The organism is Glycomyces sp. NRRL B-16210 (genome assembly GCF_000719515.1).
Taxonomy (GTDB): domain Bacteria; phylum Actinomycetota; class Actinomycetes; order Mycobacteriales; family Micromonosporaceae; genus Glycomyces.
This window is the reverse complement of the sequence record NZ_JOGR01000011.1, coordinates 125,444-139,818: the sequence shown is the minus strand read 5'-3', so window position 1 is coordinate 139,818 and position 14,375 is coordinate 125,444. Positions and strand designations below refer to the sequence as shown.

Below are 14,375 nucleotides of genomic sequence, written 5' to 3'. Positions count from 1 at the left end.
GGCCTGGCGCAGTCGGCCGGGGCAGCGGTACCGACCGGTGGGCCTGGGCGACACTCTCGATCCTCGTCGCGGCCCTTGCGGCCGTGACGATCCTGTCGACCGCGAGATGAGCCGCGCGGCCGGACTCGACTTGGGCCCTTCGGTACCGGTCAGGACGCCGCGGCCACCGCCTCGATGAGGTCGATCAGGAGCTGCTCCTCACCGCCGAGCGACGAGCTTTCGGAGCTGAAGTAGACGCTGGCCGAAAGGAACATGTTGCCGTCGGCGGCGTGCAGCCCGTAGCTGTGGCCGAGGATGACGCAGCCGCTGGAGGCGTCGCCGTGAAAGTACGCCGACTCCTCGAAGTCCGGAAGCGGGTCCTCCTCGATCGCGCAGCCGGAACGGATGCCTTCGTGGTATCCGTACTCCTCTAGGCCGAGGTCGGCCTTGTCGGGCTCGATGTCCTGCTTCACGTCGATCCAGGGCCGGTCGAAGGTGTCCACGAACTCCCCCGCCATGGAGCACGTCACCGCGCTGCCGAGCTGGCTGACCTCGGTCTCGGCGGCGTCGATCGTCATGTACCCGGCCACGATCGGCTCCATGATCGCGCAGATGTCCTCCACTGGCGTGTAAGCCCCGCCCGAGGCGGGCTCCTCCTCGGTCGGTGACTCTTCGGGCTGCGTGGTCGGCTCCGGCTCGGACTCCTCGGAGGTGTCGGTCGCGATCGCGGTCGGCTCCTCGTCGCCCGAGAAGACCCCCGAGACCACCAGGACCACCGCCGCGATCACGACGGCCGCCGCAGCGGCCACGCCGAACAGCAGGGGCCCGCGCGACCGGGGCTGCTGCGGCTGCGGTGGCGGGAACATCCCTGGAGGCAGCGGCCCGCCGGGAGGCGGCCCACCCGGCGAGTGCTGCTGACCGGGCTGACCCGGCTGGTACTGCGGCGGACCGCCTGGGCCGTAAGGACTTTGCGGAGGACGCGGCGGCTGCGGAGGCCGCGCAGGCGGCGACCCGCCCTGGCTGTGAACACCCTGGCCATAAGGGTTCTGACTGAACGGACCCTGCGAGGGCGGCAGACTGCCTTGACCGTGCGGGCGCTGCGGCGGCTGCGGGGATTGAGGGAAATAGGACAAGGGATTGGTTCCTTTCAGGCGCAAGGGGTTCAGCGCGGAGCTTCGGCCATCCGGGTCGACGGCGGCGTGGAACCTTCGAATGTGGACCGAAACGCCGTCATCGCCCGCGCCACCGCCGGGAGTGCGAGCACGATCAGCTCGAACCGCATCCCGGAGGCGAGTCCCGGTGCGCCCCAAAACCACGGCTCGGGGTCGGCGTCAGAGGCGTCTCGATGGACCTCGTCGAATTCGGCGGGCAGCGCCTTGTGCCGGACGCGGGTGTCCCGCACCGGGGCGGTGTCGATCGCGAGTCCCGCGTCGGACATGGTCCCTCCGTACGTTCGCGGGCGGCCCGGGGGAAGACCCGGAAGGTCCGCCAACCGTGTCGTACGGACGCACGGAATCTGCACGGATTCGGCACGGGCGGCTCACCCGGCCGCGGGAACGGGTCGGGATCGACGCCATGAGCAGGGAAGCCGAAGCACGCCCGGGGGAGGCGACCCGCGCGGGCGACGCGACCGCCGCCGCACCCGACACAGGACGGGCGGCCTACCTAAGCGACGCTCGAACGCTCCCGCGCGGGATCGGCCCGCCGCCGAAGGCGGTTGCGGACCAGGACCCCGGTCCGGAAGGCCAGGAAGATCAGGGCCAGCCCGTTGAGGGCGTGCACCATGAACAGCGATTCGCCCCAGAGCGTTCCGGGGACGTTGACGATCGCCATGCCGTGCTGGAGCAGCACGAGGAAGGCCCCCAAGGCGGTCAGCCACACGATCTTCGCTCCGGCCCGCGCCGCGAGCGCGAGCACGATCGCGGCCGCGTAGAGGTACAGCAGGATGTTGCCGTTCAGGAAGTGCATCTCGAAGCCCTCCTCCAGCGCGCCGCCGAAGCCGACGCCGAACCCGGCCAACGCGAACTGGACGACCAGCAGCGCCAGCAGGAGCATCATCCAGATCCGCAGGATTGTGCCGAAGACGCGGTTCACGCCGGGACCTCGCTTCCTTCCGCGCGCAGGGCGCGTTTCGCGTCGACCGCCTGCTTGGCCCGGCGGGCCACGACCACCTGCACGACGAGGATGCCGAGGCCGTTGAGCGCGTGGAGGGCGATGCCGACGCCGCCGCTCGCGCCGTCGGTGCCGAAGCCGTAGGCGAACCCGCCCTGCATCAGGATCATGAAGGCCGACAACGCGGTCAGGAGCACGGTCCTCCACCCGGACCTGGCGATGAGCGCGAAGACGATCGACAGCATGAGCCAGAAGATGAGCATGCCGCCGTTGCCGACGTGGGCGATGAAGCGCATGACGCGGTCCCCGCCGTCCGAGACCGCGCCCCATCCGGCGAGGCCGACTTGGAGGACGAGGAGGGCGACGACGAAGCGCGTCCACCCCAGGAAGAACAGCTTCACCGCCGACACCCCGCGTCTCGCGCGGCGGCGGTCGCGGCGCCTGGACCTATGGCTCTTCGCGGTTGCATGCGGCCGAGTCTGGTGCCGTCCCGGCTCTCGGGCATCGGCCCGGAGAGGTCAATCGGCGTACTCCCCGAGAGGTAAGGCCGCCGTCTGCCGTACCTCCCACGAGGTCATCGCCGAGCGCGCGAGCGGCCCGCGTTCCGAGGCCGGTCATGCCGCTTCGGGCAGACGTCCCTTCGAGCAGTTCCTCCGAGCGTTCCCACTGGGCGCGAGCGAGTTCGGCGTAGAGCGCCTGCGCGTTGCGCGGCACGCCCGCCTTCGGCGAGCCCCACGATCTGGTCCGCGCATTCGTCCGGAGTGGACAGCAGGACGCGCCGGATCGGCGGTTTGGAGGAGAGAAGGCGGACGAAGCGCATGATCGGGCTGGTGGTGTCGGAGGCGAAGTTCGTCGCCACGTTGCCCGGGTAGAAGGAGGCCGCCGCGAGTCCGCTTGCGCCGTAATGGCGTTGGCGCACGGTTTTGGTGCGGGTGCCGAGCACGCGGCCGGCGTTGTTGGCGCGCACGTCGATCCGCGGGTACGCGGCCCGGAGCCGGTCGGCGAGCCGTTCGGCCTCGTCCAGCCGGGTGAAGTCGGCGGCGACGGCGCGTGTCTGGGCGACACGCTCGCGGCCCGGCCGCCGGACGAGGCGGCCTGGCCCGCCACGCGGCACGCGCTCGACCCGCTGATCGAGCAGTACAACGCCCACGACGAGCGCACCCGCCGTCTCACCTGGCTGATCGTCAACACGCCGACGCTCGCCGCCCAGCACCGGGAGAAGAACTCCCGGTGACAGGAACTGCTCCGCCCGGAGATCGCGCGGCGCCTCGGCGCCGACCCCGCCGACGCGTCGGACCCGCGCGGCGTCGCGGTGATCGGCGCCGCCCTCGGCTGCGTCGAAGCCGCGCTGACCTCATGGACGGCGACCCCTCGGCCGCAGGCGCTTTCGGCGATCCTCGACCGCGCCATGTCGGCCGCCGCGCCGCTGCGTTGAGCGGCTCACTCGCGGCCGGCGATCGGCGGCGTGAGTGTGGGCTGGCGCTCCCGGAGCTGGGCGGCCAGGAGCCGGTCGCGGTCGGTCTCGGGCGGAAGCGCGTCGAGTTGCAGCCGCATCCGCTGCTCGATGAGCGGCGCCACATAGCGGTCGGTGTGGATGTGGAGCCGCCCCTCGCGCACGGCCGCGACGACCTGCCCGCCGACGGTGTCGGGGTCGAGCCCGCCCTGTTGTAGCAGCGCGTGGCCTTTCTCGATGAGGTCGTCCACCTCGCGCCCCTCGGCGCGGGCGCTGTTGCGCACGACTTCGGTGCGCACCAACCCCGGGCACAGCACGCTGGCGCCGATGCCGCTCGCCACCAGTTCGGGCTGGAGGCGCAGGGACTCGGTGAGCCCGACGACGGCGAACTTGCTGGTCACGTAAGTCAAGTTCGTAGTTGCCACCAGGCCCGCGCCGGAGGCGGTGTTGACGATGTGGCCCGGTCCGCCGCGCGCGAGCATCCGCGGCAGCACGGTCTGGACGCCGTTGACGACGCCGCCGAGGTTGACGCCGAGGACGTGGTCCCACTGCCGGTAGTCGAGGTCGGCGATCGAGGTGGTCGCCGACCCGAGTCCGGCGTTGTTGCAGAGCACCTCGATCGGCCCGAGCCGGGCTTCGGCGGCCCCGACCACCGCGTCGAAGGCCTCCCGGTCGCGCACGTCCAGGGTGAACGCGGCCGTATCGGCCGCCAAAGCGGCCACCTCCTCCTCGGCGGCGGCGAGCCGTTCGCGGTCGAGATCGGCGAGCGTGACGCGCGCGCCCTCGGCGGCGAAGGCGCGGGCGATGCCGAGGCCGATGCCCTGGGCGGCACCGGTGATGAACACGTGCCGGTTCGCGAAGTCCTGCATGAACGTCCCCAATCTGAGAGTGACTGTCAGTTTTCACGATATCAGCACTGACTCTCAATTGACAGTCACTATCACTTCTGAAGCTGTTAGGCTCCCGACATGCGAGAACGGCAGGGTTTGCGGGAGCAGAAGCGGCGGGCGGCGATGCGCCGCGTCCAGGACGCCGCGCTGGGGCTGTTCGACGAGCACGGCTTCGAGGCCGTGACGATCGAGCAGATCGCGGCCGCCGCCGAGGTCTCGCCCAGCTCGGTGTACCGCTACTTCGCGACCAAGGAGGGCATCGTCCTCTACGACCCCAACGAGATCGCCCTGGAAGCGCCGATCGCGTCGGCGGACGAGGGGGTCCCGTTCGCCGAAGTGCTGCACCGGACGGTCATGGGCTTCCTGTCCGAGCACGGGGACGAGGTCGTGGACCGGCGGCGGGCGAAGTACCTCATGGAGGTGCCCTCGGTGCAGGACGCGGTGGCGAGGCGCTTCTTCACGGAGACACCGACACTGGCCGCGTTCGTCGCCGCGCGCACCGGTCGCTCCCCGGACGATCTGGAGGTCCGCGTGGCCTGCGGCGCCTTCGCGGGGGGCATGCTCGCGGCGATGCGGCACTGGCACGCCGAGGACTACGCCGAGCCGCTCGGCTCCCTGCTCGACCGCACGCTCGCGACCATGCAGCACGGCCTGGAGGTCGCCCTCCGCTGAACCGCCCGCCGCGCTCGGGGCGCGGCGGGCGGCATCGTTGCGGGCCTTAGGCGTACGGGTCGTCGTCCTCCGCGACGATGCCCCAGACGTCCGAGTCCTCCGTCAGCCAGGTCTCCCGATCATGTTCGCCCTCATCGGAACCGGCGCCCCTGGCGCCCGGTGCGCCCGCGCCGCCGGGGCGCGCGGACCCGGGCCTGGCGTTGGCCGGCCGAGCGGTGGCACCGCCGCGTCCGTTGCCAGCCGCGCCCGGAGTCGCGCCGAACGCGCCTCCCATGCCCCCGGCCTGCGAGCCCGCGCCGGAAGGCGGTCCGAAACCGCCGGAACCGCCCGTCGCGCCGCCGAACCCGCCCGAAGCGAGACCGCCGCCGGAGGGTAGGCCGCCCGAGGCGAGTCCGCCGCTCAGGTCGTCCGAAGCGGGACGGTTCCATGAACTCGAGTCCATTGCGGACCGGTCCCAGTCGGCCGCGTTGCCGCCGTCGTACCCGCCGGTCGAGCCGTAGTCCGCGGCGCTCCAATCCGCACGGGGCGAAGGGAACTCGGGCACGGCCTGCTGCGTGGGCGGCGTGAACCGGTCCAGGCCGTCGAGCGGCGGCATCTGCGGGAGCGGGCCGGGATCCAGCTCGGGGAGCGGTTCGAGGATCGCGTCCGCGGCGCTCTCCGGTAGCGGCCTGGGCCCGGCTTCGAGAGAGGGCGCCTCCTGGGCGTCCACGAGTTGGTCGCGCAGGTCGACGATCCCGAGGTTGTGGTTCTCGGCGACCGCCGACATCGTGGTGCTCCAATGCCCGACGAGCGGCAACTGCACGGCCGAGTAGTCCGACACCGCCTGGTCCCATGCGGCGCTCCCGTCCATCCCGCGTTCGGTGTAGTAGCCGAACCGCTCGTACACAAGGGCGCGCAGCTCGTCGCCGCTGTCCCTGGGCAGGCCCAGGGCCTCCCAGTTGTCCCCTTCGCTGCGGCTCTTGTCGCAGTCGCCGCCGGAGGACCACACCGGACGGACGTGGATCTTCGGTCCCTGCACGACCCCCGAGGAGGCCTTCCAGACGCGGGCCGCCGGGAACGGGACCCCGGCGCCGGAGCCCTGGAGGGCGCGGACGCGGTCCTCGAAGACCTTGAGTTCGTTGGCGGCGGTGTCGATCTCGTCGATGGTGTCGTAGAGGCTGTCGCGGACCTGCTCGACCTCCTCGGCGAAGCGGTCGAAGTCCTCGCCCACCCAGAATCCGGAGAGCTCGGCGAGCGCGCTCATGAGGCGGCCGGGCATCGACTCGAGCCGGTCCTCGACGACCGCAGACCAGGTCTTGCGGATCGTCTCGACCGCGTGGGCGCCGATGCCGTCCGGGCGCAGCGCGAGGATGATCTCCTCGAACCGGCTCTCGTCGGGCTGCGTGGTGCCGGGGGCCGGTCCCTTGTGGATGACCTGTCCTCCGTAGGCGACCGGCGACATGAACTCGGTCCAGACCGCCTCCATGGGCGCCGGGTCGTAGTTCGGGCATTCGGCGTTCGAGCAAGGATCGCGTCGGATCGCGCTGTCAGAAGTGGAAGTGCCGGTCATCAGCAGCGTCGTCTCGCGCTGCCCACGTTCGTTCTCGAGCCCGGGGGGCGGTTCGCTTCCGTACTGGTTCATCGCTCCCCCTTACATCTGCTGGTCGAGTTCGGCGGCGCCGGCGGCGTCGGCCGCGGCGTAGGAGTCCTTGATCGCCTCAAGGGTCTCGATGAACCCGGTGTAGGCGGCGACGACGCCCTGGAGGTTGGCCCAGGTGCTCGCGTGGAACGCGGTGTAGTCGGAGCGGAGCCGGTCGCTGCCGCCGCCGACGCCGAAGGCGGGCATCCTGCCCAGCGCGCCGTCGTTCTTGAAGTGGTGTTCGATGATCTTCGACTTGAGCGCCTCGGCCTCGGATTCGAGGTACGAGATGAACTCGTCGACGGCGTCGGGGTCGAAGGTCCTGTTCTGGTTCGCCATGTGGTGCTCCGCGAGTGGGTGTGCGCGGCGATCTGCGGTTGTGGATCACCGCGGGGTGTGTCCGATCCGGGGCGCTCCGCTGTGGCGGCGCTCCCCGGAATCGAGGTGGTAAATCCACGTTAACGGCGTTCACTCAAGATCATGTCCCCCAAACGCGTGATCGCCGTCCCACTCGCGGGGGACCGCGGCCTCAGTTGTTACTCGGGTGCTTTCGTGTTGCGGCCGAGGCGGATCGCGGAGACGAGGAAGAAGACGCCGCCGACGGTCGCGTATCCGGCGAGCCCGGTCAGCGAGGGCTCCGGCCCGGAGGCCATCAGGATGAAGCCGGTGCCGGCGAAGGTGGAGAGCCCGCCCGAGAAGATCATCGCCCACTGGCCGCCGAGCCGGCGGCGGCGGATCGCGACGACCAGCTGCACGACCCCGGCCGTGATCGCCCAGACGCCCCAGGCGACGAGCGCGGCGGGAATGCCCGAGGTGACGGCGACCGCGAGCGCGACCGCCGTGGCCAGGCTCAACGTCAGGTTGACGCGCAGGGCCGCGCGCGGCCCGGTCGGGTCGGAGGTCCGGAAGTCGACGACCGCGGCGGCGGCGTCGAACAGCGGGTAGACCACCAGCAGGGCGATGCTGATCGGCGTCAGCGACGCGGCGGTCAGGGCGAGCGCGATCGCCCAGGCGATCGCGAAGCCGAAGCGGACGAAATACAGCCTGCGCAGGGCGCCGGCGGTGGTGGTGGCGGGCATGACGGCGGTGCTCATGTCGGTCTTCTCTCGGTCGGGACCTGGAAACTCGGTCCGGCTGGAATCGCGAAGTAGAATGACTAGTAACTCTACCTGTGGTCAGCATAGACCACCGGCACACGATCCGCCAACCATCCGGCAAGGGACGTAGCATGACCTCCGTGAACAATCCGATGCGCGAACGCTTGCTCGAGGCCGCGGCCGAGTTGTTCTACGCGCGGGGCCTGCGCGCGGTGAGCGTCGAGAAGGTCATCGAGAAGGCGGCGACGACGAAGGTCACCTTCTACCGCCACTTCAAGAGCAAAGACGACCTGATCGTCGCCTACCTCGAACGCCGCGCCCAGCTCGAGCGCGACGGGATCGACGCGGCGATCGCGCACGGCGCCGGCGACGTCGGCGCCACGCTCGGCCTCATCGCCGAGCAGGTCGGCATCCTGGCGTGCACCCCCGGCTTCCGCGGCTGCCCGTTCATCAACGCCGCCGCCGAGTACCCCGACCCCGAGAGCGCCGTCCGCCGGACGGTCGAGGCGCACCGGCAGTGGTACCGGACCGCGTTCGGGCGGCTCCTCGCGCCGCTCGCCCTCGAACGGCCGCACGAGGCGGGCGAGGACCTCATGCTCATCCGCGACGGCGCGATGGTCGCCGGCTACCTCGACGAACCCGGGGCGATCGCCGAGTCCTTCCTCCGCAGCACCCGCGCCGTCATCGGCCTCGAAGGCCGCGCCGAACCGTAGTCGTTCCGCCCGGCCCGGCCCGGCGAGGTGGTCTACCGTGCTTGCTGTAGGCCGCCTTCGCGGCGGGCGGATCGATCGCTCCGGCGGCGCCGGGGCGGGTGAGCGGGGTTTCCATGGAGGTAGGCGAGGTTTTCGCGGACGCGTTCGGGCGGGTCCAAGAGGAGGTCCACGCCGTGCTGGACGGGCTCTCCCAGGAGGATCTGGACGCCAGGCCCGGGCCCGAGGCGAATCCGATCGGGTGGCTCGTGTGGCACATCGCGCGGGTCCAGGACGACCACGTCGCCGGCGTCGCCGGGCGCGAGCAGACCTGGACCGCCGGCGGCTGGCACGAGCGGTTCGGGCTGCCGCTCGATCCCGAAGACCTCGGGTACGGGCATTCGAGCGAGCAGGTCGCGCAGGTCAGCGGCATCGCCGCGGGCGCGCTCCGCGACTACTACGACGCGGTCCACGCGGCCACGCTCGACTACGTCGCCACCGTCTCGGCCGCCGATCTCGACCGGGTCGTGGACGAGGGCTGGGACCCGCCGGTGACCCTCGGGGTGCGGCTGGTGAGCGTCGTCAACGACAACCAGCAGCACACCGGCCAGGCCGCCTACGTGCGCGGCCTGCTCGCGTCGCGCTGAGCCTCAGACCAGGTCGGCGTCGTGGACCAGCAGCGCGATCTGCGTGCGGTTGCCGAGGTCGAGCTTGGTGAGGATGCTCGACACGTGCGATTTGACGGTCGTGACGCTCATGGCCAGTTCGGCCGCGATCTCGGCGTTCGAGCGGCCGTCGGCGACCGCGACCGCCACGTCCCGCTCGCGCGGGGTGAGCCCCGCCAGCGCGGCCCGGGCCCGCTCGTACGCGCCGGACTGGGCGACGGTGCGGTCCATGAGCCGCCTGGTGATCTCGGGCGAGAGGATCGGGTTGCCCGCGGCGACCCGGGCGACGGCCTCGGCGATCTGCGCGGGCGGGGTGTCCTTGAGCAGGAAGCCGCTCGCGCCGGCGCGGAGCGCGTGGAGGACGTTCTCGTCGGTGTCGAAGGTGGTCAGCACGATCACCTCCGGCGGGCGGGGGCGTTCGCGCAGCCTGCGGGTGGCGGTGATGCCGTCCACGTGCGGCATCTGGAGGTCCATGAGGACGACGTCGGGGCGGTGGGCGTCGGCGGCGGTGATCGCCTCGCGCCCGTCGCCGGCTTCGGCGACCACGGCGATGTCGCCGACGCCGTCGAGCATCATCGACAGTCCGGCGCGGACCAGGGCGTCGTCGTCGACCAGGAGCACGCGGATCACGTGGGCCATGGTAGTCGGGCGCGCAGGCGGAACCGGCCCTCGCCGCCGTGGTGGTCGAGTTCGCCGCCGGCGAGCCGGACCCGTTCGGTGAGGCCGACCAGGCCGAGGCCGCTGCCCGGGACGGCCGGGGCGGTGCCGGGTGCGGGGAGCGGATTGCCCAGCTCGATCGTCAGTCCCGTTCCAGGCCCGCCGGTGAGAGCGACGTCGACCTGGTGTCCGGCGGCGTGCTTCCTGGCGTTCGTCAGTCCCTCTTGGAGGACGCGGTAGGCGGTGCGGGCGATCGAGGGCGGCAGGGCCTCGCCGGGGATGTCGAGTTCGAGCCGCACGGGCTGGCCGGTCTGGCGGGTCGCCTCGATGAGGCCGTGCAGGTCCGCGAGGGTCGGCGGCGGGCCGCTCGCCGCGGTCGCCTCGTCCTCGCGCAGGAGCGTGATGACCTGGCGCAGTTCTTCGAGGGCCTGGTGCACGCCGTCGCGCACGACCCCGGCGGCCATCGCCACCTTCTCGGGCGGGGCGTCGGGGCGAAATTCGAGCGCGCCCGCGTGGGTGGCGATGAGCGACAGGCGGTTGGCGAGCACGTCGTGCATCTCGCGGGCGAGGCCGCGGCGTTCGGCCGCGCGGGCCTCGGCGACGCGGCGGCCCTGCTCGGTCTCGGCGCGGCGGGCGCGTTGGCGCAGGGACATGACGAGTTCGCGGTGGGAGCGGGCGAGGGCGCCCCAGCCGAGCAGGGCGCCGTAGGCGATGACGACCAGGATCGTCCACCAGTCGAAGTCGAGCGTCGGGTGCGGGTGCCACGCCCATTGGAGCAGGTGCGCGCCGATCCCGGCGGCGGCGACGGCCAGGGCGGTGCGGAACCGCGCGCGCCAGGCCGCTTGCAGCGCACCGACGGTCGCGGCCGGGGTGGCGACAGGGGAGAGCACCGCGAGGACGGTCGCGGCGAGCGCTCCGGCGACCGGGCGCCACAGTTGGAGGAGCGCGGCGGCCACGCTCAGGGCCGCGACCGCGAAGTCCAGCGGGCCGGGGGAGGGCCGCGTCCACAGCGAGAGGGCGGTCAGCAGCCCGACGCCCGCGAGCATGCCGACGAGTTCGGCGGGTCGGGGAGCGCGGCGCGGGATCACCTGGTCATGCTAGCCACCGGATCGCCGCCGCGATCACCTACGAAAGTAGGAGGCTCCTCCTTCGGCGGCAGGGGCGGGCGCGGCCGCGCGGCCGATGCGGCGCCGCGCCGATCCGATGAGACTGGGCGGCATGAACAAGCGCATTCGCAGATTCCTCGTCGTGATCGCCGCCTCCGCCGCCGCGCTCCTCCTCTGGGCTATCGCCGTCCCCGTGGCCGGGGTCGACCTGACCGTCCGGCAGGGCGGGGCCGATCAGGAGGTCGGGCCGGTCATGGTCGTCTTCGCGGGCCTGGTCGCCGGGTTCGCCGCGTGGGGGCTCCTGGCGGCTTTGGAGCGCGCCACCGCCCGCGCCGGTCGCATATGGATGGTCATTGCGGCGGCGGTGCTCGCCGTGTCCCTGCTGGGCACGCTCGGCGCCGTCGGCGGCGCGGCGACCCTCGTCCTGATGGGCGAGCACCTCGTCGTCGGCGGCGTCCTCATCGGCGGGCTGGTGCGGCGATGAGCCTCCCGTACGGCTACCTGATCGGTTTGATCGTCCTCGTGCTCCCGGTGCTGCGGCTGCCGCGCCTGCCGATCCTGCCGGGGACGGCGGTCTTCCTCGTCACTATCGCGGTGATCGAGCTGCCGTTCATCGCCGTCGCCGCGTTCGCGGCCAGCACCGGCCTCGCGTTCGCCGAGGGCGACCTCGACTCCCCCGTGGCGATCGGCGCCGCCGCGCTCGCGGCCGCGTGTCTGGCACTGACGGCCTGGCGCGGCATGAGGACCGGCCGGGTCCTCCAAGTCGCCATGGGCGACACGCCGGTCCCGACCCGCCTGCCGTACTGGCGGATACTCTTGTGCCCCTTCGCGTTCCGTCCCGGGTCGGTCGAGCGCGTCGCGGACCTCTCCTACGGTCCGGCGGGCGAGCGCAACCTTCTCGACCTGTACCGCCACCGCTCCCGGCCGACCGGCGCCCCGGTCCTGATCCACTTCCACGGCGGCTACTACGCCATGGGGCGCAAGAACTCGCAGTCGCTGCCGATGCTCCACCGCCTCGCCGCGCAGGGCTGGGTGTGCGTCAGCGCCAACTACCGGCTGCGCCCCGACGCGGGCTTCGAGGACCATGTGGTCGACGCCAAGCGCGTGGTCGCGTGGGTCCGCGCGCACGGCCGCGCGTGGGGCGCTGATCCCGACCGGATCGTGCTGACCGGTTCCTCTGCGGGGGCCCACATGTCGGCGCTGGCCGCGCTCACCGCCGATGATCCGGCGTTCCAGCCGGGTTTCGAGGAGGTCGACACCTCCGTGAGCGCCGTGGTCGGCCTGGGCGGCTACTTCGGCCCCTACTTCGACCGCGACGAGCAGACCTCGCCGCTGGCCCGTGTCCGCCCGGACGCGCCGCCGTTCCTCATCGTGCACGGCGACCACGACACGGCGGCCTCGGCGGCCGACGCCCGCCGCTTCGCCGAGGGCCTGCGCGCGGTCAGCGAGCAGAAGGTGGTCTACGCGGAGCTGCCCGGCGGCCAGCACGGCTTCGACAAGTTCCACTCGCCGCGGTTCGAGGCCGTCGTCAACGCGGTCGAAGCGTTCGCCGAGGAGGCCTTCGCGACAGGAGGCGTTGCGGGACGGACTATCCGCTCGTCTGCGACGCCTGCGCCGCGCGGCCGCTGAGGTAGCCGTCGAGGTGGTCCACGAGGTCGGCCGCGTCGGCGGCGGCCCCGTCGATGAAGGTGGAGCGGCGCCGCCGCAGCACCGGCAGGCCGGTGACGTAGAGGCCGGGCCAGTCGACCACGCCGCCTTCGTGCCGGAGCCGTCCCCGGTGGTCGAACACCGGCAGCTCCAGCCAGGAGAAGTCCGGTTTGATCCCGGTGGCCCACACGACCGTCCGGATCGCGCCCGACCGGAGGTCGAGCAGCAGGGTCGGGTCGTTCGGCACGACGGTCGGTTCGGGCCGCTCCCCTGTGCCGCCGGCGAACTCGTCGATCGAGTGCAAGAGGCGGTTGAGCTTGAGGTCGGCCAGGGAGGTGACGTTGCGCAGCGATCCGGAGAACTGGGCGGTGCCGTCGCGGATGCCCGCGAGCTTGCCGACCAGGTGGACGCCCTGGCGCTGCAAGGCGTTGAAGTCCACGGTGCGCTCGCCGCCGACGAGTTGGAACGAGGCGAGGTTGCGCGCCCGCACCACGTCGTCCATCTCGTCCCAGCGCTGGTCGAGGACCCCGGCGGCGTCGAGCCACCAGAGGATGTCGCGGCCCCGGTAGCGGCGGGGGACCCGCACGTGCTCGCCCGTGGCGAGGGTGACCGGCCGCCCGGAGCGGTGGATCTCCTCGGCGATCTGGACGCCGCTCGCCGCCCCGCCGACGACGAGCACGCCGCCTTCGGGAAGCCGCTCGGGGTTGCGGTAGTCAAGGGCCGCAACGGACTCGATCCCGGGCGGGAGCGCCTCGGCGAGGGCCGGGAGCGGCGCGGTGGTGATGCCCGCGGCGAGCACGACTGTGGCGCAGCGCCACTCGCCCTGGTCGGTCGCCACCGTGAACCCGTCGTCGCCGGCCCGCACGGCGGTCACGGTGGTCTCCGTGCGCACCGGCGCGGCCGAGGCCTCGGCGTAGTCGCCGACGAACCGGGCAACCTCGGCCGCGGTCAGGTACCCGTCGGGGTCGTCGCCCTCGTACCGGTGCCCCGGCAGGCGGGTCATCCAGTTCGGCGTGAGCAGGCGCAGCGAGTCCCAGCGCTGGGTCCGCCACGAGTGCGCCACCTGGCCGCGCTCGACGACGACATGGTCGATCGAGCGTTCGGCCAGGTGGCGGCTGACGGCGAGCCCGCTGTGCCCGGCGCCGATGACGACGGTGGTCGCGGTGGGCATCAGGAGGAGGCGTTCACGTTCACGCTGACGTTGGTCGGGTTCGTGAGCGCGTCGTAGACCGCCGAGCGCTTCTGCGACTGCGCCACGATCGCCTCGATGTCCTCCTGGGAGGCGTCGGCGTCGATCTCGTAGTTCACCGTGACGTTCGAGAAGCCGTTGCGCACGTTCGGGTCCGCGCCGAGGATGCCGTGCAGGTCGAAGTCGGCCGCGACCGTGGCCTTGACCGAGTTCAGCTTCACCTGGCGCACCTGGGCCACCGACGCGATGCCGGCGGTCAGGCAGCTGCCGAGCGCGACGAGCACGTACTCCACCGGCGTGATGCCGTGGTCCTCCGCGGCGAACTGCGGCGGGTGGTCGGCGTCGAAGGTGAACTTCTTGGTGTGGGCCTGCTCGCCGCCCAGACCGTAGAAGGTCTCGACCTCCGAGAGGCTGTGGGTGCCCTTGACCCAGCTCACCGTCGAGCGCCATTCGAACTTGGCGATCTCCGGGGAGTCGGACAGGGCGCTGCGGGCCCCGAACAGGGCGTCGACGTTGACGCCGTTGTCGACGGCGGGAGCGGTGTCGGTCATTGCTTGCCTCCTAGGCGGAATGGTTGATTCTCGAATCCCGGTTCCGGTGC

The 14,375-nt window shown here is 72.0% G+C and carries 19 protein-coding genes; 7 read left to right on the top strand and 12 right to left on the bottom strand.

All coding sequences use genetic code 11. From position 1 onward, the window contains the following. Positions 1 to 149 precede the first annotated feature (149 nt). The 4 genes from IF12_RS0117125 to IF12_RS0117110 form a co-directional block, all read right to left on the bottom strand. The gene (locus tag IF12_RS0117125; protein ID WP_030160530.1) at positions 150 to 845 is read right to left on the bottom strand and encodes a hypothetical protein; all 696 of its coding nucleotides are present in this window, start codon (positions 843 to 845) and stop codon (positions 150 to 152) included. A 296-nt stretch (positions 846 to 1,141) separates the two neighbouring features. Continuing rightward, positions 1,142 to 1,417, bottom strand: a complete 276-nt coding sequence (locus tag IF12_RS0117120) for a hypothetical protein (protein ID WP_030160528.1) — start codon at positions 1,415 to 1,417, stop codon at positions 1,142 to 1,144. Between the two features lie 227 nt (positions 1,418 to 1,644). Further along, positions 1,645 to 2,073 (bottom strand): DUF6220 domain-containing protein, encoded by a 429-nt coding sequence (locus tag IF12_RS0117115; protein ID WP_030160526.1) that lies wholly within the window; start codon positions 2,071 to 2,073, stop codon positions 1,645 to 1,647. Next, positions 2,070 to 2,492, bottom strand: a complete 423-nt coding sequence (locus IF12_RS0117110) for a hypothetical protein (protein WP_133884080.1) — start codon at positions 2,490 to 2,492, stop codon at positions 2,070 to 2,072. Before IF12_RS0117110 ends, IF12_RS0117115 begins: the two co-directional genes overlap by 4 nt. Positions 2,493 to 2,995: 503 nt before the next feature. Between IF12_RS0117110 and IF12_RS24315 the strand changes: the two genes are divergently transcribed. Beyond that, the gene (locus tag IF12_RS24315; protein ID WP_051704522.1) at positions 2,996 to 3,325 is read left to right on the top strand and encodes a hypothetical protein; all 330 of its coding nucleotides are present in this window, start codon (positions 2,996 to 2,998) and stop codon (positions 3,323 to 3,325) included. 6 nt (positions 3,326 to 3,331) lie between these two features. Continuing rightward, entirely contained in the window at positions 3,332 to 3,526 is a 195-nt protein-coding gene (locus tag IF12_RS27300) for a hypothetical protein (protein ID WP_166659638.1), read from the top strand. A 5-nt stretch (positions 3,527 to 3,531) separates the two neighbouring features. Here IF12_RS27300 and IF12_RS0117095 read toward each other — a convergent pair whose 3' ends face one another. Next, a complete protein-coding gene (locus IF12_RS0117095; RefSeq protein WP_051704521.1) occupies positions 3,532 to 4,413 on the bottom strand; it encodes an SDR family oxidoreductase in 882 nt (293 codons plus the stop codon). 99 nt (positions 4,414 to 4,512) lie between these two features. Between IF12_RS0117095 and IF12_RS0117090 the strand changes: the two genes are divergently transcribed. Beyond that, positions 4,513 to 5,106 carry a TetR family transcriptional regulator gene (locus IF12_RS0117090; protein ID WP_030160517.1) on the top strand — a complete coding sequence of 198 codons (594 nt, stop codon included), beginning with the start codon at positions 4,513 to 4,515 and terminating at the stop codon, positions 5,104 to 5,106. Between the two features lie 46 nt (positions 5,107 to 5,152). Here the strand turns inward: IF12_RS0117090 and IF12_RS0117085 are convergent, their stop codons facing one another. The 3 genes from IF12_RS0117085 to IF12_RS0117075 all read right to left on the bottom strand — a co-directional run bounded on the left by IF12_RS0117085 (position 5,153) and on the right by IF12_RS0117075 (position 7,818). Continuing rightward, on the bottom strand, positions 5,153 to 6,727 hold the full coding sequence (locus IF12_RS0117085; RefSeq protein WP_030160515.1) for a WXG100 family type VII secretion target: 1,575 nt from the start codon (positions 6,725 to 6,727) through the stop codon (positions 5,153 to 5,155). Between the two features lie 9 nt (positions 6,728 to 6,736). Next, complete coding sequence (locus IF12_RS0117080; RefSeq protein ID WP_030160513.1) at positions 6,737 to 7,063, bottom strand: hypothetical protein; 327 nt, start codon at positions 7,061 to 7,063, stop codon at positions 6,737 to 6,739. A 197-nt stretch (positions 7,064 to 7,260) separates the two neighbouring features. Next, positions 7,261 to 7,818 (bottom strand): membrane protein, encoded by a 558-nt coding sequence (locus tag IF12_RS0117075; RefSeq protein WP_030160512.1) that lies wholly within the window; start codon positions 7,816 to 7,818, stop codon positions 7,261 to 7,263. Positions 7,819 to 7,952: 134 nt separating this feature from the next. Here IF12_RS0117075 and IF12_RS0117070 point away from each other — a divergent pair, with 134 nt between their 5' ends. Both IF12_RS0117070 and IF12_RS0117065 read left to right on the top strand, forming a co-directional pair. Next, the gene (locus IF12_RS0117070; protein ID WP_030160510.1) at positions 7,953 to 8,534 is read left to right on the top strand and encodes a TetR/AcrR family transcriptional regulator; all 582 of its coding nucleotides are present in this window, start codon (positions 7,953 to 7,955) and stop codon (positions 8,532 to 8,534) included. 113 nt (positions 8,535 to 8,647) lie between these two features. Beyond that, positions 8,648 to 9,157, top strand: a complete 510-nt coding sequence (locus IF12_RS0117065; protein ID WP_030160509.1) for a DinB family protein — start codon at positions 8,648 to 8,650, stop codon at positions 9,155 to 9,157. Between the two features lie 3 nt (positions 9,158 to 9,160). On the opposite strand, the gene IF12_RS0117060 is transcribed toward IF12_RS0117065, so the two are convergent. Together IF12_RS0117060 and IF12_RS0117055 are read right to left on the bottom strand one after the other, a co-directional pair. Beyond that, the gene (locus IF12_RS0117060; protein ID WP_030160507.1) at positions 9,161 to 9,814 is read right to left on the bottom strand and encodes a response regulator transcription factor; all 654 of its coding nucleotides are present in this window, start codon (positions 9,812 to 9,814) and stop codon (positions 9,161 to 9,163) included. Beyond that, on the bottom strand, positions 9,802 to 10,920 hold the full coding sequence (locus IF12_RS0117055; protein WP_030160505.1) for a sensor histidine kinase: 1,119 nt from the start codon (positions 10,918 to 10,920) through the stop codon (positions 9,802 to 9,804). Before IF12_RS0117055 ends, IF12_RS0117060 begins: the two co-directional genes overlap by 13 nt. 130 nt (positions 10,921 to 11,050) lie before the next feature. Here IF12_RS0117055 and IF12_RS0117050 point away from each other — a divergent pair, with 130 nt between their 5' ends. Both IF12_RS0117050 and IF12_RS0117045 read left to right on the top strand, forming a co-directional pair. Next, positions 11,051 to 11,422 carry a DUF6069 family protein gene (locus IF12_RS0117050; RefSeq protein WP_197034772.1) on the top strand — a complete coding sequence of 124 codons (372 nt, stop codon included), beginning with the start codon at positions 11,051 to 11,053 and terminating at the stop codon, positions 11,420 to 11,422. Continuing rightward, a complete protein-coding gene (locus IF12_RS0117045) occupies positions 11,419 to 12,567 on the top strand; it encodes an alpha/beta hydrolase (protein ID WP_081913693.1) in 1,149 nt (382 codons plus the stop codon). Before IF12_RS0117050 ends, IF12_RS0117045 begins: the two co-directional genes overlap by 4 nt. On the opposite strand, the gene IF12_RS0117040 is transcribed toward IF12_RS0117045, so the two are convergent. Together IF12_RS0117040 and IF12_RS0117035 are read right to left on the bottom strand one after the other, a co-directional pair. Next, a complete protein-coding gene (locus IF12_RS0117040; RefSeq protein WP_035749409.1) occupies positions 12,527 to 13,756 on the bottom strand; it encodes an NAD(P)-binding domain-containing protein in 1,230 nt (409 codons plus the stop codon). The two genes, IF12_RS0117045 and IF12_RS0117040, sit on opposite strands and share 41 nt — an antisense overlap. After that, positions 13,756 to 14,325: an OsmC family protein gene (locus tag IF12_RS0117035; RefSeq protein ID WP_030160497.1), complete on the bottom strand. Its 570-nt coding sequence runs from the start codon at positions 14,323 to 14,325 to the stop codon at positions 13,756 to 13,758. The genes IF12_RS0117040 and IF12_RS0117035 overlap by 1 nt, the downstream gene beginning before the upstream one ends. Between the last annotated feature and the right edge of the window lie 50 nt (positions 14,326 to 14,375).